This window comes from Halobacillus aidingensis, from assembly GCF_900104185.1.
In the GTDB taxonomy this organism is placed as follows: domain Bacteria; phylum Bacillota; class Bacilli; order Bacillales; family Halobacillaceae; genus Halobacillus; species Halobacillus aidingensis.
The window spans coordinates 37,561-61,088 of record NZ_FNIZ01000023.1; the positions used below are offsets into that span (position 1 = coordinate 37,561).

General features: G+C 43.5%; 23 protein-coding genes and 1 pseudogene. 16 read left to right on the forward strand and 8 right to left on the reverse strand.

Annotated features, from left to right (window positions below; translation table 11 throughout):
• Nucleotides 1-54: 54 nt before the first annotated feature.
• From BLS23_RS17695 to BLS23_RS17700, 3 genes are all read right to left on the reverse strand, one after another.
• A complete protein-coding gene (locus tag BLS23_RS17695; RefSeq protein WP_244157272.1) occupies nt 55-777 on the reverse strand; it encodes a YqjF family protein in 723 nt (240 codons plus the stop codon).
• A gap of 63 nt (nt 778-840) precedes the next feature.
• Complete coding sequence (sda, locus tag BLS23_RS21540) at nt 841-987, reverse strand: sporulation histidine kinase inhibitor Sda (protein ID WP_115894725.1); 147 nt, start codon at nt 985-987, stop codon at nt 841-843.
• Nucleotides 988-998: 11 nt separating this feature from the next.
• The gene (locus BLS23_RS17700; protein WP_089654384.1) at nt 999-1,535 is read right to left on the reverse strand and encodes a helix-turn-helix domain-containing protein; all 537 of its coding nucleotides are present in this window, start codon (nt 1,533-1,535) and stop codon (nt 999-1,001) included.
• Nucleotides 1,536-1,832: 297 nt separating this feature from the next.
• On the opposite strand from BLS23_RS17700, the gene BLS23_RS17705 reads away from it, so the two are divergent.
• Nucleotides 1,833-2,444: a trimeric intracellular cation channel family protein gene (locus BLS23_RS17705; protein WP_089654385.1), complete on the forward strand. Its 612-nt coding sequence runs from the start codon at nt 1,833-1,835 to the stop codon at nt 2,442-2,444.
• Between the two features lie 622 nt (nt 2,445-3,066).
• Here the strand turns inward: BLS23_RS17705 and cysK are convergent.
• The 3 genes from cysK to BLS23_RS17720 all read right to left on the reverse strand — a co-directional run bounded on the left by cysK (nt 3,067) and on the right by BLS23_RS17720 (nt 5,654).
• Nucleotides 3,067-3,996, reverse strand: coding sequence for a cysteine synthase A (gene cysK / locus BLS23_RS17710; RefSeq protein WP_089654386.1), 930 nt, complete (start codon nt 3,994-3,996; stop codon nt 3,067-3,069).
• Between the two features lie 78 nt (nt 3,997-4,074).
• The gene (locus BLS23_RS17715; RefSeq protein ID WP_089654387.1) at nt 4,075-4,710 is read right to left on the reverse strand and encodes a YpmS family protein; all 636 of its coding nucleotides are present in this window, start codon (nt 4,708-4,710) and stop codon (nt 4,075-4,077) included.
• Between the two features lie 17 nt (nt 4,711-4,727).
• On the reverse strand, nt 4,728-5,654 hold the full coding sequence (locus tag BLS23_RS17720) for an SGNH/GDSL hydrolase family protein (RefSeq protein ID WP_089654388.1): 927 nt from the start codon (nt 5,652-5,654) through the stop codon (nt 4,728-4,730).
• Between the two features lie 173 nt (nt 5,655-5,827).
• On the opposite strand from BLS23_RS17720, the gene BLS23_RS17725 reads away from it, so the two are divergent.
• Nucleotides 5,828-8,107, forward strand: coding sequence for an ATP-dependent DNA helicase (locus BLS23_RS17725; RefSeq protein WP_089654389.1), 2,280 nt, complete (start codon nt 5,828-5,830; stop codon nt 8,105-8,107).
• A 54-nt stretch (nt 8,108-8,161) separates the two neighbouring features.
• On the opposite strand, the gene BLS23_RS17730 is transcribed toward BLS23_RS17725, so the two are convergent.
• A complete protein-coding gene (locus BLS23_RS17730) occupies nt 8,162-9,610 on the reverse strand; it encodes an HsdM family class I SAM-dependent methyltransferase (RefSeq protein ID WP_089654390.1) in 1,449 nt (482 codons plus the stop codon).
• Between the two features lie 112 nt (nt 9,611-9,722).
• Between BLS23_RS17730 and BLS23_RS17735 the strand changes: the two genes are divergently transcribed.
• A complete protein-coding gene (locus BLS23_RS17735; protein WP_089654391.1) occupies nt 9,723-10,220 on the forward strand; it encodes a carboxymuconolactone decarboxylase family protein in 498 nt (165 codons plus the stop codon).
• 131 nt (nt 10,221-10,351) lie between these two features.
• Complete coding sequence (locus BLS23_RS17740) at nt 10,352-10,939, forward strand: biotin transporter BioY (protein ID WP_089654392.1); 588 nt, start codon at nt 10,352-10,354, stop codon at nt 10,937-10,939.
• Between the two features lie 34 nt (nt 10,940-10,973).
• Here the strand turns inward: BLS23_RS17740 and BLS23_RS17745 are convergent, their stop codons facing one another.
• Nucleotides 10,974-11,375 carry a hypothetical protein gene (locus BLS23_RS17745; RefSeq protein WP_089654393.1) on the reverse strand — a complete coding sequence of 134 codons (402 nt, stop codon included), beginning with the start codon at nt 11,373-11,375 and terminating at the stop codon, nt 10,974-10,976.
• A 181-nt stretch (nt 11,376-11,556) separates the two neighbouring features.
• Here BLS23_RS17745 and BLS23_RS17750 point away from each other — a divergent pair, with 181 nt between their 5' ends.
• The 12 genes and pseudogenes from BLS23_RS17750 to BLS23_RS21550 all read left to right on the forward strand — a co-directional run.
• Nucleotides 11,557-12,657: a M24 family metallopeptidase gene (locus BLS23_RS17750; protein WP_089654406.1), complete on the forward strand. Its 1,101-nt coding sequence runs from the start codon at nt 11,557-11,559 to the stop codon at nt 12,655-12,657.
• Between the two features lie 239 nt (nt 12,658-12,896).
• On the forward strand, nt 12,897-13,244 hold the full coding sequence (locus BLS23_RS17755) for a lmo0954 family membrane protein (protein WP_089654394.1): 348 nt from the start codon (nt 12,897-12,899) through the stop codon (nt 13,242-13,244).
• A 21-nt stretch (nt 13,245-13,265) separates the two neighbouring features.
• Nucleotides 13,266-13,907 carry a PspA/IM30 family protein gene (locus BLS23_RS17760; protein ID WP_089654395.1) on the forward strand — a complete coding sequence of 214 codons (642 nt, stop codon included), beginning with the start codon at nt 13,266-13,268 and terminating at the stop codon, nt 13,905-13,907.
• 67 nt (nt 13,908-13,974) lie between these two features.
• Complete coding sequence (gene liaF / locus BLS23_RS17765; RefSeq protein WP_089654396.1) at nt 13,975-14,694, forward strand: cell wall-active antibiotics response protein LiaF; 720 nt, start codon at nt 13,975-13,977, stop codon at nt 14,692-14,694.
• Nucleotides 14,691-15,731 (forward strand): sensor histidine kinase, encoded by a 1,041-nt coding sequence (locus BLS23_RS17770; RefSeq protein WP_089654397.1) that lies wholly within the window; start codon nt 14,691-14,693, stop codon nt 15,729-15,731. The genes liaF and BLS23_RS17770 overlap by 4 nt, the downstream gene beginning before the upstream one ends.
• Nucleotides 15,728-16,360, forward strand: a complete 633-nt coding sequence (locus BLS23_RS17775; protein ID WP_089654398.1) for a response regulator transcription factor — start codon at nt 15,728-15,730, stop codon at nt 16,358-16,360. Before BLS23_RS17770 ends, BLS23_RS17775 begins: the two co-directional genes overlap by 4 nt.
• A 915-nt stretch (nt 16,361-17,275) precedes the next feature.
• Nucleotides 17,276-17,974 carry a ribose 5-phosphate isomerase A gene (gene rpiA / locus BLS23_RS17785; protein WP_089654400.1) on the forward strand — a complete coding sequence of 233 codons (699 nt, stop codon included), beginning with the start codon at nt 17,276-17,278 and terminating at the stop codon, nt 17,972-17,974.
• 82 nt (nt 17,975-18,056) lie between these two features.
• Nucleotides 18,057-19,583, forward strand: a complete 1,527-nt coding sequence (locus tag BLS23_RS17790; RefSeq protein ID WP_089654401.1) for an RQC-minor-2 family DNA-binding protein — start codon at nt 18,057-18,059, stop codon at nt 19,581-19,583.
• 423 nt (nt 19,584-20,006) lie between these two features.
• Complete coding sequence (locus tag BLS23_RS17795; protein ID WP_089654402.1) at nt 20,007-20,651, forward strand: DUF4166 domain-containing protein; 645 nt, start codon at nt 20,007-20,009, stop codon at nt 20,649-20,651.
• 13 nt (nt 20,652-20,664) lie between these two features.
• The gene (gene kynA, locus BLS23_RS17800; RefSeq protein WP_089654403.1) at nt 20,665-21,501 is read left to right on the forward strand and encodes a tryptophan 2,3-dioxygenase; all 837 of its coding nucleotides are present in this window, start codon (nt 20,665-20,667) and stop codon (nt 21,499-21,501) included.
• Between the two features lie 326 nt (nt 21,502-21,827).
• Nucleotides 21,828-23,216 carry a polysaccharide deacetylase family protein gene (locus BLS23_RS17805; protein ID WP_089654404.1) on the forward strand — a complete coding sequence of 463 codons (1,389 nt, stop codon included), beginning with the start codon at nt 21,828-21,830 and terminating at the stop codon, nt 23,214-23,216.
• A gap of 136 nt (nt 23,217-23,352) precedes the next feature.
• A pseudogene (locus BLS23_RS21550) lies at nt 23,353-23,528 on the forward strand (IS5/IS1182 family transposase); the annotation flags it as partial.

Sequence of the window (23,528 nt, forward strand, 5' to 3'; positions counted from 1 at the left end):
CTTGAATTCGAGATAATTATATAATCTTTACATAAAACTGTCAAAGCCTCTGTTTCAGCCTTTTCTTTCAAAAGGGAAGATTTTTGTATGCAGGGATTTTGAGGAATAAGTGATAGGCTTGGTTGCAAATAAAGAAGGGGGAAGGAAATCCACAAGTTGATTCACGTGGATATCAGCTTCCGCTTTTTGCAGCCTCCAATTCTTATGGAGAATAGGACCTTTGTAAATTTTAGAACGGCCTCTCACCAACCACAAGGCATACCTTTCTGTTAACCAATAAAGGAGAGATCCTGGCTGAGCATGTATAGGTTCCGATACCGTATGAAAGTTTGCATGAAAATGAGAAGCAGGATACCCCTTATGAATTCGTCTGCTCGTAAACTGATATCCCGCCTCTGTTTGGTCCATTCTCATTTTCGCATGGACATAAGGTAGTCCAAACAGCGTGCGGGCTAAAAATACACCAAGGGGATGGTTGGCATCAAGAGTGATGAAATAGACCCCTGGTTCACCATTGAACGTCACGTATGTTCGAACATTTAATTCAAGCAGTTGATTTCCAAATGGGAGAGAGGGGAGAGTGCGGAAGCGGATATTTTGTATGCGGAAGGGAACGATGGCAATCCATGCGGAATCGTCATATTCGTCGATAGTAAAAGCAGGCGGAATGAAAGGGCGTAATACTTCTGCTGGGACAGGCCAATGCATGAAAATCAAGTCATTCCACTCTTGATGCATAATCCAATGATTTCGGTCCATGTGTATCACCTCTGTCATGGTTTACCCTCACGATCATTGAATCATACATCTGGGTGTGTGCATTAGGTAATGTATCAAAAATCATAGTTTTTTGATCGTCTTGTCTTCCTTTTCTCTTTTTGAAATTTCCTCTTTTAACATATAAATGAAATCGTCTTCCAGCTTTAAGTCTATCGCTCTTAGGAGTGTATCTTTTAACAACCTTGAAGAGAGCTGTTCAATGATCATTTTATGGCCCCCTACATGCGCGGTTTTATCATTTCCATCGAAACACTTGCCGTTCCTATGATATTGCCATTCGAATCATAGATCGGCTTGCAAAAAATATCATAGGCGATGGCTCCCTCTGATAGTGGGAATGATACCACTTGTCTTATTGGTTTCTTTTCTAACACCACTTTTTTCTTTATGTTCAGTAATTCTTCTGTGGATTCATGTGGAAAGATTTCATCCACTCTTTTTCCAATCACTTTACTCATTGTAAAGTCAGGATGATTATTGAAAAGCCATGTATAACGATGTTCAAGGTCACAATGGGCGATTGTAATGGGGGAACCTGTGAGTGCTGCTTCGAAAGGTTCACTCAAATGTTCGGAAAAAAAGAGTGAAGGATTAATATGAAGATAGGAAGCAATGCGAGAAGCGACCGTCATGCTTGGATTTCGTGTGCCGTTTTCAAGTTGAGCATAATAGGCCCGGTCAATGTGAGCTCCTGCTGCAACTTCTTGTTGTGTTAATTGTTGTTCTTTTCTTAATTGAATAAGCCATCTTCTCATTTTTCCACATCCTGATTTCTATTTTCATATAATTAGTTCGATTTTCTTAGCTAGATTCCTTGTGGCAGATTGCTACAATTTCAAGGATTTTTCTTATATTAATCGTTATATTTTCCATTTCAGGTGATAAAAGGGACATGTAGGGGTGTATCCTAATCCATTCTCTTTCTAGCATTAGTATTCTAGCAAAAATATAAAAAAACACCTATTTTGTTGATGAGAATTTGTTATAATCAATCAGTCTGAAATAAACGGAAAGAATTACAAAGAAATGCATCTTCAGGGAGGGGGAAGACAATGACATGGGAAATATTGAACATACTAGCCGTGTCGGCGTTTGCTTTTAGTGGAGCGATTGTAGCATTAAATGAAAGATATGATATATTTGGCACATTTATTCTTGGTATTGCGACACCATTCGCGGGAGGAATCATCAGGAATATTGCCCTGGATGTACCGGTCGTCCATGTTTGGGAACAAGGCTATCTCTTTTATGTAGCCCTCGGTACGATTGCCATTGTCTATTTCTTCCCTAAGACGTGGGTCATGACCTGGGACCGTTGGAATATATATCCCGATGCCATCGGCTTATCTGCATTTGCTCTTCAAGGGGCATCTTTTGCTATAGAGAATGGTTTTCCTCTTGGAGGGGTTATCTTTGCAGCTATTCTGACAGGCGTAGGGGGAGGGGTCACAAGGGATGTACTCGCTCAGCGACGTCCTATGGTTATGCACCAAGAAATTTACGCTGTGTGGGCATTGATGGCAGGGCTCCTTATAGGAGTAGGTTGGATCGATATCGAAAGCGCCTGGCAGACCTATATGATTTTCCTTCTCGTCATCATCTGCCGTGTCGCGTCCTTCCACCTTGGTTGGCATTTACGCTTCAGAGACCTATACCGCCTGTAAATCACTCAAGCTCATCTTAAGCTAAATGGCAGGATTGTGGAAGACTCAGTTTCGAGACTTTTGTTGAGTGGATGGGGGCTGCGGGGAATGGCTCGCTTTCCGCGGGAGCGCTGTGAGCCTCCTCGGACTGCGTCCTGTGGGGTCTCACCAAGCACTTTTTTCCCGCAGGAGTCTCCCCATTCCCCTCCGCCCCTTTGCCATGGAAGATTCTCGAAACCACTTCTGGAAAAATCAGCTTGTATGATTGAGGGAAGTGGATAATATAACCCTCTCCACACCTGGCATTCACAACGTAAAAGCTTGATACAGAGCGCTTTATGCATGCTTAGGAGAGAAGAGTGGTAGAAACTCCTTCTCGGTATAGGGGTTCGTTTCTTCCTTACATGGAATGGGGTTGTTGGGAAGCTGCGAGACTCCCGTGGGAGAAGGAGATAGGCGATAGCCTGAGGAAGCTCGGCGCTCCCCCACAGGAAAGCGAGTAGCTTCCCAACCACCCCTGACTCCAAATACGGCAAACGAACCCCGGTTATCGAAACTAGGTCTTCCAGAAAAGGGAGCTATGGTGAAAGAAGGATATAAAAAAAGCACTCAGAGATCTCAAACTCTGAGTGCTTCGTTGTTTTTAGTAGCGGAATAAGTCTCCTGAAAGGTAACGCTCTCCGGTGTCTGGGGCGATACATACGATCACTTCACCCGGCTTTTTCTTTTTTGCGACCTGAATGGCTGCCCAGCAGGCGGCTCCACAGGAAGTTCCAAGGAGCAAGCCCTCTTCACGAGCAAGCCTGCGAGTGATGTCATAAGCATCTTCATCTGTCACTTGGAAAATCTCGTCGTACACTTCCTGATTCAAGATTGAAGGGACGAAACCCGGGCTCGTCCCTACAAGCTTATGCTTTCCAGGCTTTCCACCGGAAAGTACAGGGGAGCCAGCAGGTTCTGCCACATGGATGGTCAGATCTTCATAGCGTTTTTTTAGCTCTTCCCCTGTCCCTGTAATGGTTCCGCCAGTTCCGGCAGTGGAAACGAAAGCGGATAGAGGTTTGCCGAGCTCATCCATAGCTTCTATAATTTCTGCGGCCGTCGTATGGCGGTGGGCGTCTGGGTTGGCCATGTTTTCAAATTGCATGGGCATAAAACTTCCTTCAATTTCACCGACCAGTTCTTTCGCTTTGGCGATGGCTCCTGGCATTTTTTCATCTCCAGGTGTCAGAACGATTTCGGCACCGTATGCTTTCAAAAGATTGATGCGTTCTTGGGTCATTGTATCGGGCATAACAAGAATGGCTTTGTATCCTCTTGCAGCCGCGTTCATAGCAATTCCGATTCCTGTGTTTCCACTCGTCGGTTCGATAATCGTGGCTCCCTTTTTGAGGTGTCCATCCTTTTCCGCCTGTTCCATCATATTGAAAGCAGCGCGGTCTTTGACACTTCCACTTGGGTTGTATTTTTCCAATTTCATATAAATGTCGGCTCCGCCTTCTGGCGCAATACGATTCAGCTTAACTAAAGGTGTATCACCGATGAGATCGGCAATATTGTTTACAACGCGCATATCTGTCACTTCCTTATCCTTGGGAATGGTAGTCCAATTTTATCATAGTTGAACAGCGGCATTCATCTGCTTTGCTTTTCACTCCAAATGATCGTTTACAACTCGTTGTGCGAATTGGAAGCTATTGCTCGGCACGGCAATTTTGAATGCAAGCTGGTTGGAATTCAAGTTAAAGCGATCGACCTTTACATTGAAATTGCTTGCCGTGTCCATTTGAGTGACAGCTACATAAATATTTTCTTCATTTGGATTTACAATGACCCATTCAGGTAAGTTGTAGTTGTCTTTCACGAATTCCAATACTTTTTTATTTGGGAGGGGGAGCTTCCCTAAGGAGATCTTCTCTTGTCTTAACACAAGATCTCCGTTTTTCTGCACTTCAGGATGTAACTCTACATTAATGGGGATGACCTGATCAAAGGCCTTGATGTTCCCTGATAAAGTAACATTTCGGTCTAAGGTGATGGAGTAATCGAAGACCGTTTGGGTTGAGAGTTCTGAGAGGTACTCATTGGCGAGTTGCTCCATATTCTCTTTTGTGGAAACGATGGTGAACTCTGCATCAGGGCTTTCTTTCTCCTGATCCACATTAACGATGGTATAAGAGCTTGGTAAGAAAACTAAAGCGACAAGCCAGATGACAACCCCTACATTAATCAGAGCTAAAAGCCAAAAGGATGTTCTCCATTTATTATTTAACAATAGTCGTTTCATCTTATACATTCCACCTGTTATTGTTCGATGTCTTCTCTAATGTATTGTAACACGCGCTCCGCCATCTTTTTATAACCTCTTTCATTGGGATGGAAAAGGTCTTCTTCCCAAAGAAGCTCTTCTTCGTTTCCTTCAAACAAGTCTCTAATGGGTATGAAGGTGGCCTGTTCGTAGTCAGCGGTGACTCGACGACTGATGTCATTCCAATCTCCCATAATTTTCCCGAGTTCGGGAATGTTAGTGAAGTATTGGTTAAAAGGATTATAGAGACCCACTAGATACACAGGGGCATCAGGATTCAATTCCTGGACCCGACTGAAAATGTTACGCATCCGTTTCTCATAACCTTCTTGTTCCTCAACGAAGTCCTGATAATTCAAGCTTGTAAAATTATTTTTCACTACTTTCATGACATCGTTGGCGCCGATGGTAATCAGAATCAGGTCCGCTTCTTGGAGGGACTCGGCAATTTTTTCGTCTTCCATTCGTTCAAGCATTTGGTCTGTCCGATTTCCTCGTTTTCCGTAGTTTGTTATATTGAGGGTTTCTGTATCCGGGTTAGCATTGAAAGTTTTTTCAAGGATCCCTATATATCCGCCATTTTCTGTAGAGTCGCCGACACCTTGTGTCAAAGAATCACCAATAGCTACGATATTCAGGTCATCTTTTATAAACACATCCCGGGCACTTTCAATCACACTAGTAAAGACCTCACGTAATCCTTCACTCAGTTTCCCTTCTTTTTCTTCACTTTCCTGTTCATCTTCTTCGGGTTCATCGGTTTCAATCTGTTGTTCTTGAGCGGGGATGGTTTCCGCTGGTTGCTCTGATTCTTTCGGTTCAGTCGACAGTTCTTCTTCCGGGGTATATATAAAAGCTGCTATGATAAAAAAGGCGATCAAGAAGGAGAGTGCGACGGCTGCCATCCATCTCCATTTTTTCAAGGCTGAATCCCTCCTGAAGGGTAATCTCACTTCTATTATATGTGCTTCCCATCTAATGGGAAATGAAAAGTTTTAACCACAATTATATCATGGTCCTATACAATAGACATACGGAAAAGAGTGTAAGAAGATGAGGGTAAGAAAATAAAACCGCTAAGCAGGGAGGGAAATCGATGGACACACAAATGACGATTTCCGTTAGAGACCTTGTCTCCTATGTGTACAGGACGGGAAGTATTGACGAACGTTTCCAAACGAATACAGCGCTTGTGGAAGGAACGGCCATACATCAAGAAGTACAAAAGAAGTATAAAGAAAAAGACGAATCAGAAGTCTTTCTGGAATATGAGTTTCAACAGGAAGGGTTGAATCTTAAGGTACAGGGACGGTGTGATGGTTTATTGGACACAGAAGAAGGTCCGGTGATTGATGAAATCAAATCCACCTCAAGGGATCTTGAAGAAATTGATGATACCACTTATCCCCTTTATTGGGCCCAAGCCAAAGGGTATGCCTTTATTTATGCAGCACAAGAAGAGCTTCAAAAAATCCAGGTGCAGTTGACGTATGTCCAGAAAAGAACAAAAGACAAAAAGCGGATTCTACGTACATTTACATACGAGGAATTGCATCAATTCATGGAAGAAACAGTCAGCGAATACGCGTCTTATGCGCGGATTCTTCTTCATATACGAGAGCAAAAAGAAAAAACAGTCCCTGATTTGAATTTTCCATTTCCGAGTTATCGTGACGGCCAGCGGAAACTAGCAGGAAGTGTCTACCGCACGATTGAAGAAAAGAGGAACCTGTTTGCCCAAGCGCCGACAGGGATTGGGAAGACGATATCCACCCTTTTTCCAGCTATTAAAGCGTTGCAGTTGGAAGGTTTGGAAAGAATTTATTATTTAACGGCAAAGACAATTACAAGAGCGACGGCAGAAGAAGCTCTACAGAAGATGGGAGAAAGGGGACTTAAGCTCCGATCAGTTACATTGACAGCAAAAGATAAAATCTGTTTCCAGGAAGAAACAATTTGTCAGCCGGACTACTGTGAATTTGCCGACGGTTACTATGATCGAATCAATGGAGCAATTGTTGATATTCTGCTCCATGAAACACAGATGACACGTTCGGTTATTGAATCGTATGCAAGGAAACATAAAGTTTGCCCCTTCGAATTTTCACTGGACCTTACGGATGTGTCTGATGTGATTATTGGGGACTACAATTATATCTTCGACCCTCGGGTTTCTCTGAAAAGATTAATGCCCGATCGGAAGAAAAAAACAGCGCTGCTCGTGGATGAAAGTCATAACCTTGTAGAGCGTGCTCGCGAGATGTATTCCGCCTCCATTGCCAAGCAATCCTATGAAAGCGTTGCGGCTGAATGGGATGGGGAAGAAGATAGCTTAGTCAAAGTGGCTGACGCGATCGGAAAAGATTTAGAGCGTTTTTATTCTTCCACGGAAGAATTCACCCAACTGGATCAGGTGCCCGGAGAGTTGGAGGAAAACATAGAACGTTTCCTTTCAGAGGCGGAGTCGCTTTTGCAGGAGGATACGGAAGGGGAAAGATCTGAACGGCTGATGGATGTATATTTTCAGTCTCAGAGGTTTTTAAAAATCCTCGAATATGTAGATGAACACTATCGTTTGTTGGGGGAGAGTACGCGAGAGGGAAACTTCATATTAAAGCTGTTTTGTCTTGATCCTTCTCACGTACTAAGCGAAACGACGAAAACTTTCAGGTCAGGGGTGTTTTTTTCAGCGACTCTTTCACCATTTGCTTATTATAAAGAGATGCTAGGGGGCACCAAAGAAGATTATATTTTACATTTGCCCTCTCCGTATGACTCATCACAAATTGATGTGATGATCACTCCCTTGTCGACGAGGTATAAGAGCAGGGAGAAGACGGTTGGTGAACTGACCAAACGCCTGTATGAACAGGTGGAACTCCATGAAGGGAATCATCTTTTCTTTTTCCCTTCGTATCACTATATGGAAATGGTCTATCGTGAATTCAAAAACTTCTCTCCTGTGGATGCGGTCATGCAGGAGAGAGGGATGGATGAAGAAAGAAGAGAAGACTTTCTTGCTCAATTTGAGGAAGGAGGCCGACTCGTCGGTTTCGCTGTGCTGGGAGGGATATTCTCTGAAGGTGTAGACCTTCGTGGGGATCGGTTGAACGGTGTAGCAGTGGTAGGTATTGGGCTTGCTCCCAGAAGCTTTGAAAAGGAATTGATCAAAGATTATTTTAATCAAAAAGGAAGAAACGGCTATGATTATGCCTATGTTTATCCGGGAATGAACAAGGTGTTGCAAGCAGGCGGGCGGTTAATCCGTTCAGAAGAGGATCACGGATCGATTCAGCTTGTCGATGACCGCTTTCTTTCGCGCAAATATTTGCAGCTTCTACCTGATGATTGGGGAAATTATCGAATTCTTAAATGATTTGATTTCCCAGGAAATATTGTGCCGGAAAATGAGAGGGGAGGTGGAGAAGAGTCAAATCTTCTCCATAATATCATGGCAGAAATCATGGACTTTCGAACGACTGAAACTCGATATTCCATAGATTTCATAAACGGTTTGATCCACCAACGACTGCCATTCACCGGTTTGAAAAGATGGATCCTCTTTCTTCTTATCAACGATATTCCGAGCTGTTTCAATCATTACCAGCTTTTGCAGAGGATCAGGTTCTATGTAAGGAATCTTCTTGATGTAGCCGGAGGTAATCATGTTGGTTCGGTTGAGAACTTTTCTTACCATATATTTGATCAACTTGCTGTTTAACAGCCCGAGGAAGTAGTATAGATCTTCCTCATGTTCTGGAAAGAGGTTGGCGTTCACACCGAACAAGGAGCCTTCCGGAAGTAAAGCAGCCGAGAAATCTACTCCCATGGACGAGCATGTAATGCCTCTCTGATAGAAATACGACCGGTTCCGTACCGTGAAGTTTTCCCCTTTATTGACATATTCAGGCCAATTTTTATGGATGTAGTATTTAGGTTCATAATACCAGGCATCTTTTCTACCGCCATTTTTGTAAAAAGGAATCCAGTCCGAGGGCGCATGCTCGTTCTTGAATTCCCGTAAGAAAGAACGGTCATCTCCGGTAGATATGCCTGTCCCTCCTTTCAGGACACTTCCAAGTGGCTGGTAGGGGACTTTGAAGTGCCTCAAGATATCTTCAGGAACATTGATCGCAAAGTTATGAGCAGGCATCTGCTCAAACGTTTGCTGGGATAGATATTGAATGTTGTCCTCTGGTGGATGATTGTAATTTTGCTCATTCAGGCGGTCGACTAACCTCATTTGTGTGAAGGCAGCTGCTTCCATGTCTCTTTTCTTTAGAGTAATGATAGCTGTACGCACATCCGCTTTCCCTATATGGAAAAGGCGTCTGGGAGCAAGAACGATTTCTTTGATTTCGGTCTCTTTTAGTAGAAATTCACGAAAGTTTTTGTAGTAAATGTTTGTAAGAAATGAGTCCTGTACAATCATGGTCATCACTCCACCAGGCTTCAAGCATTGTATGCCTTTGTGAATAAAGAGGGAATATAAGTTATGGATGCCGATTTTTCCAAATTCGCGTTCTATTCTTTCACGGTTTTCGGAAAAGTAAGGGCTTTGGCGCTTGGACTTATAGGGAGGATTACCTATGATTGCATCATATTGCCCTTGTTGATCAACCTTTAGAAAATCTTCATAGTAGAAATGAACATCTGGGTGAGGAGACGCTGTTTTCTGGTCGATATCAAAGGCATAGAGGTTTTCTGCTGTAAGGCCTTCTTCCAGCAGTGTATGGATGAAAATACCATCCCCGGTAGCAGGGTCTAGAATCTTCAGGTCGCTCTTCTCTGGAAGTTCTGATAGAAGTTTCCGAGTCATATATTGCACCGTTTCTTTCGGGGTCGTATATTGACCCATCATCCTTTGAGGAGAAAACATATACTCCCCCTCCTACTTTTTGAGTCTATATTACTACATCAAGAGGGAGAAGTCACCATTTAATAGGTTATAATTACCTAGTTAAAAAGAATGATAGAGGAGTGGTATAGCGATGCCATGGATTAAACCTGTAAAACAAAAAGAAATGAAGGAACTCAATGTACAACACAACATGCCGAATCCAGCCCCTTTGTTTGATCGGCTGCTGGCGAATGATGAGAAGTTATATGAAGCTTTTCTTCCCTTGCAGAAAGCGATCAAAGAGACAGACTTCCCAGACGATTTGAGAGAAGCTGTAATCACGTTCGTTTCTATGAAGAATGGCTGCAAATACTGTACCGATAGTCACTCCAAATTACTTGAAGAGCTGGTAGATCAAGAGGATGTGCTGAAATGGCTTAACAATTATAAGGAATCCAACATGAGTGAGGAATGGAAAGCGGTACTCACCTATGCGGACCGCTTAATTGCAAAACCAGTAAAAGTGACAAAAGATGATGCGGAACGGTTGAAGGAATATGGGTATGATGCTCAGAAAATGGCAGCATTGAATCAAACCGTTGCTTATACAAGTTATACGAACCAACTTTCTATGGGGTTGGGACTATAAATATTAAAAAGGAGTGCCGGTTATCATGGCACTCCTTTTGTTAACTATAAAAAAAGTTAGTTGACATTATGAGGTGAATTCTCGTATCTTAATAATAGTTAAAGAGATTTTATATATAGGAGGACACCGTAATGAAACCATCTCGTTTATCGGCTTACGACATTACTTTGGGAAGCTTATTCGTTGCTCTCATGGCGATCGGAGCCAACATCACCGCATTTATGCCATTCTTGCAGGTCATGGGCGTACCGCTGACGCTTCAAACATTCTTTGCCATCCTGGCAGGACTCGTCCTGGGGAGCAGGTTAGGCTCATTCTCTGTTCTTGTTTATGCCCTTCTGGGACTGGTGGGTGCACCCATTTTTGCTGGATTTAAAGGTGGAGTATCCACACTCATATCGCCAACATTTGGATTTATTTTATCTTTTATTGTCGTCGCTTATGCTGTTGGAAAGATTGCAGAGTCTAAACGGAACCTTCCGACCTATATCACCGCAGCCCTTGTCGGAATTGTGTTGAACTATTTTATTGGTGTCAATCTATTCTATCTCGCTATGAACTTCTGGGTTGGAGGGGATGGTATTGGATTTGTTCTGGCCTGGTCAAGCATGGTGCCATTTTTAATTAAAGATGTCGGCTTAGCCATCGTGTCCGCATTTTTTGCTATCCGATTAGAAAAGTCGTTGTTACAACGTACTCCGTTAAGACAAGCCGCATAAGAAAAGAGATCCGCTATGGGGAGCGGATCTCTTTTTATGCGTTCTCAGAAATTTGTTTACCGTGAACGAAAGTCATAATCGCAAATAAGACGAATGCGATGAGAAGAACTGTCCCTCCAACGATGAAGAAAATTGTGTTGAATGTGCTCAAACCTGGAAGCGGCTGGGTATAATACAGCCACATACCAACCGTTAAGCCGAATACACCAAAGAACGATGTCCATACGTGGGCAGTTGCGAGCTTAGAATCTTTGGGTATGGAGAACACTCTATAATAAACACCGAAAGCAAAAAGAGAAAGCCATCCAACAACAAGGATGTGAGCGTGAATCGCGCTCAATTGCAGTCCCCCTCCGCCGGCCATATGGGAACCCATAAATGCGCCGATCAATGCGTAAATCGCAGCTACCCGCACAAAAAAACGAGTACGGTCCATATCAGTTCACCTCCTATTTTTTAATCACCTTTCGCCATTATATCGAATGCTTCTCATTATGAGAATGAAAAAGATAAAAGTGTCGTTAAACGTTCACTCCTATTTTTGGACTTTTGTGTGATTTGGATTGCTTGAAAGATTGAGCTATGATGAAAAAAGAAGCGAAGAGGAGTGATGAATGTTGGAACATCGATTGGAACTATTTTCTCAATACTTAAAAGATACAAACGTTGATGCAGCGTTTATTAATTCAACAGAGAACTTTTTTTATTTGACGGGATTTCATACAGACCCACATGAAAGGTTGCTGGGATTGCTCGTTTTCCCTGAAGCGGATCCGATTGCTGTCCTGCCCGGGATGGAGAAAGGTCAAATCCGTGATGCTGGATGGACAAAGGAAATGATTGGTTATGCCGATCACGAAAACCCATGGCAGATGATGGCGGACAAGATGAAAGAGAACGGCATCGCCAATGTGAAAACAGTAGGGATAGAAAAACAAGTCCTTTCTTATGGCAGAAGTGAATCGTTTTTCGAGCTCTTTGAAAATGTGAAAGTGGAAGACATCGAAGGACAATTGAACAACATGCGTGTTGTCAAAGACGATCACGAAATCGGCATTATGAAAGAAGCGGCTGAGCTTGCAGATTTCGGTGTGAGCGTAGGTGTTGAAGCCCTTGAAGAGGGAACCACCGAAATGGAAGTGCTCGCAAAGATTGAATATGAACTGAAGAAGAAAGGCGTTGCGGAAATGTCCTTTTCCACGATGGTCCTGTTCGGCGAAAAATCCGGTCAACCCCACGGGAACCCTGGGGACCGCCGCCTGAAGCCGGGGGATTTTGTCTTATTCGACCTTGGCGTCGTATGGAAAGGGTATACGTCCGATATTACCCGCACGTTTGCTTATCGTTCGGTGAGTGAGGAACAAAAGGCGATTTACAATAAAGTGAAGGAAGCCTTGGAAGCCTCGCTTGCAATCAGTAAGCCGGGAACACGAATCGGGGATCTTGACCAAGTCGCACGTGACGTCATCACAGATGCAGGTTACGGAGACAAGTTCCCACACCGCATCGGTCACGGTCTTGGAATCAACGTGCACGAATTCCCTTCCATGAGTCATTTGAATGATGGCGTCTTGAAGGAAGGCATGACGTACACGATCGAGCCTGGCATCTATGACCCGGAAGTCGGCGGCGTGCGTTTAGAAGACGATGTACTCGTTACGGAAGACGGGTATGTGACATTGACAAAAACACCGAAAGAACTGCGTATCATTGAATAAAAGAAAGGCCGCCTTAGTTAGGCGGCCTTTTTGTGTGTTGCGGTGGGGATTGTCCTCCTCTAATTAATGGTCAACTTCCTCGTTCTACTGCTTAATACCCTCTACCATTTGTTCTGTCTCCACATTTTCAAACCTACTATACGCCTCTGGTCTTAGTAGAAAATATATCTCTGGCTCATTACGACATGATTCTAATCTCGATATGATAAAAACAAGAAATCAGCAAGGAGGGAAAAACGATGAAGAAATTTTTACTGTTCCTGGCTGGATTAGTCGCTCTTACCGTATTGCTCGCCAATTTAGGACCGATGATCCTCCTGGGTGTAAGTGTCTGGCTGCTTTATGTCGTGTTCAAGCAGTTCATGAAAAGTGACTCCACGGCCGGAAAGATTGGCTGGGGCGTGGTTGGACTGATCATCCTCAGTATAGCCGTCTCAAATGTCTATGCAGTGATTGGTGTCGCCGCTGCTTTTGCGCTTTACTGGATCTATAAAAATTGGACAAGCAAAAGCGAAGAGGTACGTTCAACCAAATCCGATGATCCTTTTACCAACTTTGAACGTCAATGGGCAGAAATGAACAAATAAACTAAAGGAGAGATATACCGTATGGCTAATTTATTTACAAGGTTGAAAGATTCCATTACTGCAGATTTGCATGAGGCGTTGGATCAAAAAGAACAAAAAAATCCAATCGCGATGTTAAATCAGTATTTGCGTGAAAGTGAAAAAGAAACGGAGAAGGTAAGGAAGCTTGTAGAGCGTCAGTACCGGTTAAAAGATGAGTTTTCCCGTGAGTTCCAGAAAGCACAGGATATGGCGGACAAGCGCAGACGCCAGGCTGAAGTTGCCGAAAAAGCCGGGGAAACCACGATGTATGAATTCGCCGTCAAGGAGCAGCAGGAATATGAGGCAAGGGCCGATCGCCTTCAAGCGTCAAGAAGGGACAGCATCGAACAGCTGGAGACTCTTGAGCGCAAATATGAAGAAATGAAACACAAACTGAAGGACATGCATTTGAAACGGATGGAACTGATGGGGCGTGAAAACATTGCCCGTGCTCATCATCGTATGAATCGTGTGATTGAGGACACAGCGGACAAGCCTTACTCCAGATTTTCAGAAATCGACCGCTACATCGAGGACCTGGAGTACAAAGTGAACAGCGCGTATTACCACAATACGTTTGACAGTAAAATGGCCCAATTGGAAAAAGAAATGGAGAAACGGGAGGAAGTACCCGCTAAATAGAAAACATGGTATGATGAAGGCGCAGATTTCTGCGTCTTTATCGATTTAAGGGAGGAGGATGACCTTTATGCTTAAAAAGCTTTCGACCGATACGATCAACACGATTTTAATCATAGGGGTGATTCTCCTCGTTGTGGAAATCGTCTTCTTCAACGGGGGACTTGTATTTTCTGTCGTTTTCTCTGGAGTCCTTATATATATCGGATGGAAAAACTATCGTCCATTGTGGAGGAAAATCCTTTTCTGGATTGGTTTGATCAGTTTAATTTTCACCGTATTAAGTATGATTGCTGTTAGGTTCCTTGTTATTGCATTGATTCTCATGTTCCTAAGAGATTACTTTAAATCAAGGGAAAAGCCGGAGCACATCCGACCTGAGATCATTGATCATCACCAGGAGATCCCTGATCAGGAACCATTGTTAAGGCAGAAGTTCTTTGGAGATGATGCTACACCGAAAACCTCTTATGAATGGAAGGATATCAACATTCATGGCGGTTTTGGGGACAGAATTGTCGATTTGAGCCAAACGGTTCTTCCTCACGATGAGGCCGTCATTTCCATACGCCAGTGGATTGGTAATCTGACCGTTTATGTCCCTTATGAAGTAGAGGTAAGTATTCATCATAGTGCTCTCATTGGCCGGGCTTCCATTTTTCAATATAAGAAGTCGAAAGTGTTCAACCAGGTCATCTCCTTTCAAACCGAAGGGTATCGAAAAGAAAAGCCACGCGTGAAAATCATAACGTCTATGGTTTCCGGTGAGCTTGAGGTGAAGCGCGTATGAACGTATGGCATAGACAATTGTTGTCCGGCACCCTTACTTTTTTCGGGTTCACCATTCTGTTGTTGACCATTACGTTCTATGCCTTTCCTTTCGGCTCGTGGGGAGAGCTTTGGGAAAGGGAGGTTTTTGATCTTCCTTATATTTTCTTTGTTTTGTTCATTTCTTTATCTTTCGGGTTTGTGGTCGGCGTCATCCAGGGATGGTTTTGGCGCAGGCAGCTCTTCACCATCGAACATCGCGTGTCTGAATTGACAAAGGGGAATGAGCTTGCGGAAGAAGAGGTTGCTTTGAAAGAGATGGAGCAGATCGACCTCGCCCTTAAACAACTGGAAGAAAAAATGACGAAACAAACAGAGCTTGCTCAACGTATGGTTACAGAAAGGGCAGAAGAACGCGAGAAGAGCCTGCAGGAAGTGGTGATTCAGGAAAGGAATCGTCTTGCAAGAGAACTTCATGATTCCGTCAGTCAGCAATTATTTGCAGCTTCCATGATGATGTCTGCCATTAATGAAACAGATCCGGATGATTGGCAGGCAACGAAAAAACAAATGCAGATGGTCGAACGAATGATTCACCAGTCTCAGCTTGAAATGAGAGCTTTGCTTCTTCATTTAAGACCGGTGGCCCTCAAGGATAAGTCTCTGTCGGAAGGAGCAGAAGAGCTGCTTTATGAACTCACACAAAAAGTACCCATGGAAATTGAATGGTCCGTGGAACCTTTAACCCTTGAAAAAGGCATCGAAGATCAGCTTTTCCGGATTCTTCAAGAATCGGTTTCAAACACCTTAAGGCATGCGAAAGCTCATTTATTGAATGTCATGCTGATTGAAAGGGATCAGAACGTCATCCTGCGTATCGTTGATGATGGCATCGGTTTTGATGTGGATGAAGCGAAGACGAGTTCATATGGACTGCAAAACATGCAGGAACGAGCATTTGAACTCGGAGGTACATTAAAGATTGTAAGCGTGAAGGAACAGGGGACCCGGTTAGAAGTGAAAGTTCCTCATCGAATAAAAGGAGGCGAGGAAGAATGATTACCGTATTATTTGCTGATGATCATGAAATGGTGCGCATCGGCGTATCCGCATACTTATCTGCACAACCAGATATCGAGGTTATTGCGGAAGCGGACGATGGAAAAGCAGCCGTGGACCTTGCGTTGGAGCATCGTCCTGATATTATCTTGATGGACTTAGTCATGGACGAGATGGATGGCATTGAAGCGACGAAACGGATTACTGAACAATGGCCGGAAGCCAAAGTCATTATCGTCACGAGTTTTCTGGATGATGAAAAAGTGTACCCAGCACTTGAAGCGGGAGCGACGAGTTATATGCTCAAAACATCAAAAGCAGAGGAAATCGCCAAAGCCATTCGCTCTACATACGCAGGTCAGTCCATCCTAGAACCTGAAGTGACAGGCAAAATCATGACAAAAATGCGTACGCCAGGTGGAGCTGAACTTCACGACCAACTGACAGGAAGAGAAAAAGAAGTCCTTCTTTTAATGGCAGAAGGGAAAACCAACCAGGAAATCTCAGATCAATTGTTCATCGCCCTGAAAACTGTAAAGGTACACGTCAGCAATATCCTTGGAAAACTCCAAGTATCCGACCGTACCCAGGCCGTCATCTATGCCTTCAAACACGACTTAATCAAGTAAAACCTCGACCATGGAGCGGTCGAGGTTTTTTGAATATATATGGGGTAATGATTCAACATTAATTAAACGCTTGTTCAACAATATGGCAGGATTGTGGAAGACTCGATTTCGAGACTTTTCGGGGTTCGTTTGCCGTGTTGAGCGTTAGGGATGGCTGGGAAGCTACTCGCTTTCCTGCGGGGATGACGGCAAGCCTCCTCGTGCTTCGCACTGTGGGGTCTCGCCAGCCAATCCATTCCCGCGGGAGTCTCGCAGCTTCCCAGCCACCCCATTCGATGAATGTGAGAAACGAACCCCGCTACTGTGTGGGGGGTCTTCCACTATCCTTGTGTTATATGCATAAAGCGCTACATAACAAGCTTTCCGCACCCAGAATAGAGTGCTTGCCAGTTCGTATCCTCCATTAAATCTGTGCATAAAAGCAACTTATTCTGGAAGTGGTTTCGAGACACTTATATGGCAAAGGGGCGGAGGGAAACGGTGAGACTCCTATGGGACGTGTGGGACAGGTGAGACCCCGGAAGGCGTAGCCTGAGGAGGCTCACCGCCCGCCCCATGGAAAGCGAACCTTTTCCCGCAGCCCCTAAACTCACACAAAAGTCTCGAAACTGAGTCTTCCAGAAAAGGGAGCTTTTATGGAGAATCATCGTAGTGTTTATTGATTGAATGTGACGAGTACGATGGCGGCGATGAGGATGAGATAGAAGATGAACAACTTCCAATACACTCGTTTCAATTCCATCCCCTTCTTTCTGCAGAACAATGGATTACCTTATATTTATGTGAAGACAGCGTTAAGAATGACAAAGTTTTGGCGTAGGAACGGGAATGGGCTCCTTCATCTGATACACTTTCTTTACCACCCATGCTTGTTTTCCAAGTCATTCGGGAATACCAAAGAAAGAGGTGATACCTGTGAAATGGAAGAATAATCTAGCCGATCAGCCGGTCTGGTCAGGGGAGATTTCAAATCGTGAACGAAAAGAAAAAGTCGCTCAACAAGTGAGCCGTTTTGTAAAGGATGGAGATGTCATCGGCATCGGCTCAGGGTCGACATCATTTCTTGCTCTCGAAAAGATTGCAGAAAGAGTAGCGGAGGAAAAGCTGGAGATATTGGCTATTCCTACTTCTAAAGAGGCAGAGATGAACTGTAGTTATTATGGACTGACAACGACTTCTCTCCTCAATCACCAACCGGATTGGGGATTTGATGGCGCGGACGAGGTGGACGGAGAGCATCGTCTCATTAAAGGAAGAGGAGGCGCTCTTTTTGCGGAGAAGCTCGTGATGGCAAGTGCTGCAAAAACGTATATTTTAGTTGATGGAAGCAAGCATGTTGAAAGACTCGGGGAGAAGTTTGCGGTTCCTTTAGAGGTGGATCCACGAGCGGTTCATCTTGTAGAAACATCCCTTCAAACTTTTGAGTGTGATCACATTCAGCTGCGCATGGCTGCAGCGAAGGATGGCCCGGTTTTGACAGAAGCTGGCAACATGCTCATGGACGTAAGGTTCGCTCATATACACGATACGTTGGAAAAAGAGTTGAGCGCGATTCCAGGTGTCATAGAAACGGGGCTCTTCATTGGGTATTCCGTGGAAATTTTAACAGTATGACGCCCATTTTACTTATATTTATTGGTACATCGTAATACTTTTTCTATAATAGTAGTAAATCCTTATTCAAAGGGGAATCATTATGGGACTGCCAAACAGGATTGCTTACCAGGATCAACGATACCCGTATGTAGTACTTGCACCGATCGGAAAGAAGAACAAACAAATCCGGTCGATTGGACATAAATTTGAACGGGGGTTACTATCCAGGCTTAACGACGCAATCGTGGACCAAATCAATGACAAAGCTCTTGATGTTGCGAAAATTCGCCCCTACCTAGGGTTGTCAGGAAAAGCTGTCCTACCAGTTTCTTTTGAAAAAGAAGAGACGATCCATCCACATTTGTTGCGCCCAGAATTGTTTTTATGGAGGTCCTTGTCGGAAGAACATGGACTACCATTAAAAGAAGAATTTTTATACAGTACAGATTTCACTCAACTCTCCTCGGATCAACTTTATGAACACGTAGGGGAAGTACTTGAGGACTATCTTTTTTTATCCCATATAAGTGAACACAACCGCAAGGATTGGATTGATAAAATATCTGCTGCTTTCCACAATCACCCGATCGTACGATTGTTCCATGAAAAAAGGAACGTCATTGATGCGGTTGAAGTCATGAATCAATCCGCTCTTATATCGGTTCTTAATTACCCGGAGGATGTGGCCTATTGGCGTCACAGAGTCAGCATCGTTATGCGTCCTTTCCGCACTTTACCAGCCGATTGGTTGGAAGGAAGGGAAGGGTGCTGTTCACATAGGAAATCGCTCACCTTTCTTTCAAAGGAGCGATGCATCTGTTGTTCTTGTGAAAGGTGTGATTATTCCCTGCTTTATTATATTGATGATGATAGAGTTGCTCTTGAAGAGGAATTCGATGTGGAGCGAGCAACGAAGCGAGTCATGACCATTGAGAAACAGTTCAATGAGATCGCTGCACAAAACCAGCGTCTTCTGGAACAACTGATTCAGTTAAATGGTTTGAAAAAACAGTTGACCGTCGCCAGAAAAACGCTCGATGAAAGTTTAGATGTTGTCAAACAGATTGAACGTTATCAGCGTAAAGCAGAAGATATGAAATCACATCCCCTGCTCTATATGTATGACAAATTAAATCGGAGCCAGATCCCAGAGCGTACGTCTGAATCTGAGCTGTTATGGCTTTCCGGAATAGTACTCGACGACGTAAGAATGTTGAAAGAACTACGGGATTGGCAGAAGATTGTTCCTGAAAATGTATATCCAATGACAAGCCATGTCTTAGAAGAGTTGAAAAATAAGCTGACTGAAGTTCGTTATGAAGAGAATGATGTCATCATTACTGTCAAAGGAAGATCACTGACGTATGCAGAAACTCAACAAGTGCTTGACTTGATCTATTATTATGGAACAGATTATCCGGCCCATACCTTAGTACAAGTGCTTGCAGGAAAAGCGACCAACAAACTTAGGCAGCTCCATTTGCACGAAACACGGTGGTTCGGCATCCTTTCAAGTTGGCCTGAAAAACATATTCAAAAACTTTTCAACCAGCTCGAAAAACAAGGATGGCTTATGAAACAACAAAAAGGCTACTCTATCAGTGACTACGCAGAAGAAGTCATGTGATTGTGTTATATGAGAGTGATTCGACGGAGACACATAAGCAAAGTCGTGAGTTGGTAGTCTTTACTGCATCTCGGGGCGGCTAATGTCACCAAGGACTGCCTCCAGGCACAACATAAGACGAAATGAGGCAAACGTTTTTGTAGACCTTCGTTATTCCACAAATACAAGCATAAAGACCTGCTGAAAGGCAGGTCTTATTTCATTGCATGTTTAATGGAAAGCGGTTACTTATGCTATAATGCCATTACATACATCAAAGAAAATAGGTTTCTAAATAAAACCATATTCTGATCTGAATCATTTCATACCTGCTTTGTTAACCCTGTTTAAATATGGAACATTACATAAATGGCACGGGGCAGATAATTTAAAACCATCCAAAAAGAAACACGGATGGAAACCTGTTTTGGGAGGAGTTTTTCCATGAAGTCGATTTTTCATCGAGCACTAGGTGAGCAATTCCACAATCTTCATCCAGAGCTACAAAAGAAGTATGGATTGACGAGCAAACAAAATCTAATGATCCTTGGTCAAGGGAGAATGACTGAAATCAGAGGGACACATCCTTTGCTGCGCCCTTTTCTTCAAGTGGGAACAAAAGATCATCTTGTGTTTGCAGAAAGAGGAAAAGATGTCCCCTTCACTCTTGAGAATTATATCTATGTAGATGAAAAAGGACGGGAGACGATTAGTTGGATTCGGAGGTTTTTCTTTCCTTACTCTATTCGAGGTTTTGATGCAGCGATGCGATTTGATGAAGAGAAAGGTTGTATCGTTGATGATTTAGGAAAGACAGGCCTCATACAAACCGAGCTGGAGACCCATGTCACAGCAGAAGGTGGACTATATATGGAGTCGAAAGCAATGCATGTGGATGGCCTCATGTCTATGGCCAATCCGACGACCAGTGTGTACGAACATTATGATGAAGAGGAAGAGGCTTTTCGTGTCCATGTGCACGCAGAGCACCCTGTTTTAGGAACGCTTCTTATGTATGAGGGGACGGTTCATACGGAATTTTTACCGATGACTTTTACCAACATTCCTGAACGCGGCGTGTTGGATTGAAGGAGGGACACCAGTGACAAATCATAAAAATGATGGCAGCGAGAACATCCATACTGATTTTTCCAGCCGGATGACCTATGGTGAATATTTGAACTTGGATGAACTGCTTTCTGCGCAAAATCGTCTGTCACCTCATCATGATGAGATGCTTTTTATTATCATTCATCAAGTCAGTGAATTATGGATGAAGCTGACTTTACACGAACTTCATGCAGCTATAGAAGCAATTAGAAAAGATCAAATGCAGGCGGCTTTTAAGATGCTGGCACGAGTATCGAGCATTCAAAAACAGATTATTCAAGCGTGGGATGTCTTATCAACATTGACCCCGTCAGAATATATGGAGTTCCGTGATCACCTCGGACAGGCTTCCGGCTTCCAATCCTATCAGTACAGAATGATTGAATTTGCACTGGGGTATAAAACCCCTCACGTGTTAAAGATCTACGAAAAAGACCCTGAGTTGCATCATCGACTTGAAGAGGCATATCGTGCACCAAGCCTTTACGATGCTGCCATCGAAAAGCTATCCGACTCCGGTTTTCCGATTTCAAAAAAACTGTTGGACCGTGATTACACGCAGCTGTATGAAAAAGACTCCAGCGTAGAAGCTGCCTGGACGAACGTCTATAAAGATGTGGAACAATATTGGGACTTGTACCAATTAGGGGAGAAGCTTGTTGACATTGAAGACAGTCTCCAGCAATGGCGTTTCCGTCACATGAAAACAGTCGAGCGAATCATCGGTCATAAAAAAGGCACAGGCGGTTCCTCAGGTGTCGGCTACTTAAAGAAAGTCCTCGATCACCGCTTCTTTCCCGAACTATGGGACGTCCGAACCAATATCTAGAACTTTCCTTATTGGAGAGTTCTTTTTTTATTCCGCTATATGAAAGGATTTTTGAAGACTCAGTTTCGAGACTTTTGTTGAGTGGATGGGGGCTGCGGGGAATGGCTCGCTTTCCGCGGAAGCGCGGTGAGCCCCAACCACCCCTGACGCTCAACATAGGCAGCGAACCCGGTTATCTCGAAACTGAGTCTTCCACAATCGGGAGCATTTAGGAAGAAGGGAATTGTTTGAATTAACTTAATTTACTGAATATATCGAAGTAATTAAGTCATTGTTACATTTATGTTACAATAGATTGTGTGACTATGAGATAAAGAGGGAAAAGCATGAGACAACCAATTATATATACCATTTTGTTTGTTTTGTTGACGGCGTCCGGCTGTTCTTTCATTGCGAATGCTAATGAAGAGTCGGGAGAGAAGATGGGTAATCAGGCGATGTATGACGTAAGTATAGAAACAGATATCAGTGAATTTGAAGAGTATCACATGACCGCCCATTATCCCCAAACACCGAATAACCAAATTGACCAAACCATTATAGATTATGTGAATCAGCAGAAAGCTTTGTTTAAACAAGAAAGCTATAAAAGTAAACAAAAAAATGATGGAAGCCAGGCGCATGAATTGCACATTGATTTTGAAGTCATTCATCAAAATCAACGTTTTTTTGTTGTGAGGTTTATAGAAACGATCGACCTTGGTGAAGGCGGAGTCATGACTAAACAAACCGTCTTGAATTTCGATAAAAAGAATGGAAAAGCTTTGTCGCTGGAAGAATTATTCAAGGAAGACATCTATTATGTCGATCGTCTTCACGATTGGACGAAAGAGAAATTGATCGATGCAGGTGAAGAAAACGCGAAGCTTCTGGATAAGCTTGAGGCTAAACCTGCATTTTACGAAGATGTCGCTTTGACGGGGGAAGGGGTCCTTGTTTTTATAAATGATCCTGCAAGTGAGGAACCACTCCGTGTGATGATTGAGAAGGATAAAGTATCCAAACTTCTTCGTTCAGATTATGCAGATGCCTTTAAAGAGGCCGCTGAAGTAGGAGCTAAGCCAACTTCAGAGAATCAGGGAAGCGATAATAAATATCAGGACTTTTCTTTAGAGAACCATTTACATGGGGAAGGGAAAGAAGTGGCTTTAACCTTCGATGATGGCCCTCATCCGGAAGTGACCAGAAAAATCCTTGATGTACTGGATAAGTATGAAGCAAAAGCCTCTTTCTTCATGATCGGAAAACGGGTAGGTTACTATCCTGAAGTGGCTCGTGAAGTGAGTGAACGCGGGCACGAAATTGGAAACCATACGTGGAATCACCCCCGATTGGGACGCTTGTCAGATGAGCAGATCAATCAGCAGATCTCATCGACTCAAACAATTCTGGAACAAGTAACCGGACAGAGGGTGGATTTACTGCGATTGCCTTTTGGAAACCTGCCTTCTGCCAACTATCAAGAAGAAGGCAATGTTGTTCCGTGGACCATCTATTCTGAGAAGTGGGAAGATCAAAAACCGGAAGCGGTTGCTGAGGATATTCTTTCAGAAGTAGAAGAAGATTCCATTATTTTGCTTCATGATCTTCAACTGTCTACAGTGGAAACCGTAGATCTCTTACTGGAAAAACTGTACGCTAAAGGGTATGAAGTCGTTCCTGTCGGTCATTTAATCGATAAACAAGAAGAGGCTGGGACAAAACTCAGCCTCTGAAACAAAAAGGAGCCCTGCGAACCAATTTGGTTCGCAGGGCTCCTCAATTTATGTTGTCTTTTTTCATTTCAATTAAAAATAAGAGCACACTCTGATAAAATTAAAGTTCCTACACAATAACCTCGGAGGTGCTCTTATGTTTAAAAATTATAACATGAATCAAGTGGTTTTGCCCATGGACGTTGAAATGAAACTTCAGGAAAATGACATCGCCTATTCGGTCCATGAATTGGTGGAAAGTATTCCGGATGAGGATTTCTCATGTTTCATGCGTGATACGGGATGCCCCGCTTATCATCCTCGTATGATGAT

Bases quoted from the DNA above. Each gene is read 5' to 3' on its own strand.
- BLS23_RS17695 (WP_244157272.1), bottom strand. From the start codon at position 777: ATGACAGAGGTGATACACATGGACCGAAATCATTGGATTATGCATCAA.
- sda (WP_115894725.1), bottom strand. From the start codon at position 987: ATGATCATTGAACAGCTCTCTTCAAGGTTGTTAAAAGATACACTCCTA.
- BLS23_RS17700 (WP_089654384.1), bottom strand. From the start codon at position 1,535: ATGAGAAGATGGCTTATTCAATTAAGAAAAGAACAACAATTAACACAA.
- BLS23_RS17705 (WP_089654385.1), top strand. From the start codon at position 1,833: ATGACATGGGAAATATTGAACATACTAGCCGTGTCGGCGTTTGCTTTT.
- cysK (WP_089654386.1), bottom strand. From the start codon at position 3,996: ATGCGCGTTGTAAACAATATTGCCGATCTCATCGGTGATACACCTTTA.
- BLS23_RS17715 (WP_089654387.1), bottom strand. From the start codon at position 4,710: ATGAAACGACTATTGTTAAATAATAAATGGAGAACATCCTTTTGGCTT.
- BLS23_RS17725 (WP_089654389.1), top strand. From the start codon at position 5,828: ATGGACACACAAATGACGATTTCCGTTAGAGACCTTGTCTCCTATGTG.
- BLS23_RS17730 (WP_089654390.1), bottom strand. From the start codon at position 9,610: ATGTTTTCTCCTCAAAGGATGATGGGTCAATATACGACCCCGAAAGAA.
- BLS23_RS17735 (WP_089654391.1), top strand. From the start codon at position 9,723: ATGCCATGGATTAAACCTGTAAAACAAAAAGAAATGAAGGAACTCAAT.
- BLS23_RS17740 (WP_089654392.1), top strand. From the start codon at position 10,352: ATGAAACCATCTCGTTTATCGGCTTACGACATTACTTTGGGAAGCTTA.
- BLS23_RS17745 (WP_089654393.1), bottom strand. From the start codon at position 11,375: ATGGACCGTACTCGTTTTTTTGTGCGGGTAGCTGCGATTTACGCATTG.
- BLS23_RS17755 (WP_089654394.1), top strand. From the start codon at position 12,897: ATGAAGAAATTTTTACTGTTCCTGGCTGGATTAGTCGCTCTTACCGTA.
- BLS23_RS17760 (WP_089654395.1), top strand. From the start codon at position 13,266: ATGGCTAATTTATTTACAAGGTTGAAAGATTCCATTACTGCAGATTTG.
- liaF (WP_089654396.1), top strand. From the start codon at position 13,975: ATGCTTAAAAAGCTTTCGACCGATACGATCAACACGATTTTAATCATA.
- BLS23_RS17770 (WP_089654397.1), top strand. From the start codon at position 14,691: ATGAACGTATGGCATAGACAATTGTTGTCCGGCACCCTTACTTTTTTC.
- BLS23_RS17775 (WP_089654398.1), top strand. From the start codon at position 15,728: ATGATTACCGTATTATTTGCTGATGATCATGAAATGGTGCGCATCGGC.
- BLS23_RS17790 (WP_089654401.1), top strand. From the start codon at position 18,057: ATGGGACTGCCAAACAGGATTGCTTACCAGGATCAACGATACCCGTAT.
- BLS23_RS17795 (WP_089654402.1), top strand. From the start codon at position 20,007: ATGAAGTCGATTTTTCATCGAGCACTAGGTGAGCAATTCCACAATCTT.
- BLS23_RS17805 (WP_089654404.1), top strand. From the start codon at position 21,828: ATGAGACAACCAATTATATATACCATTTTGTTTGTTTTGTTGACGGCG.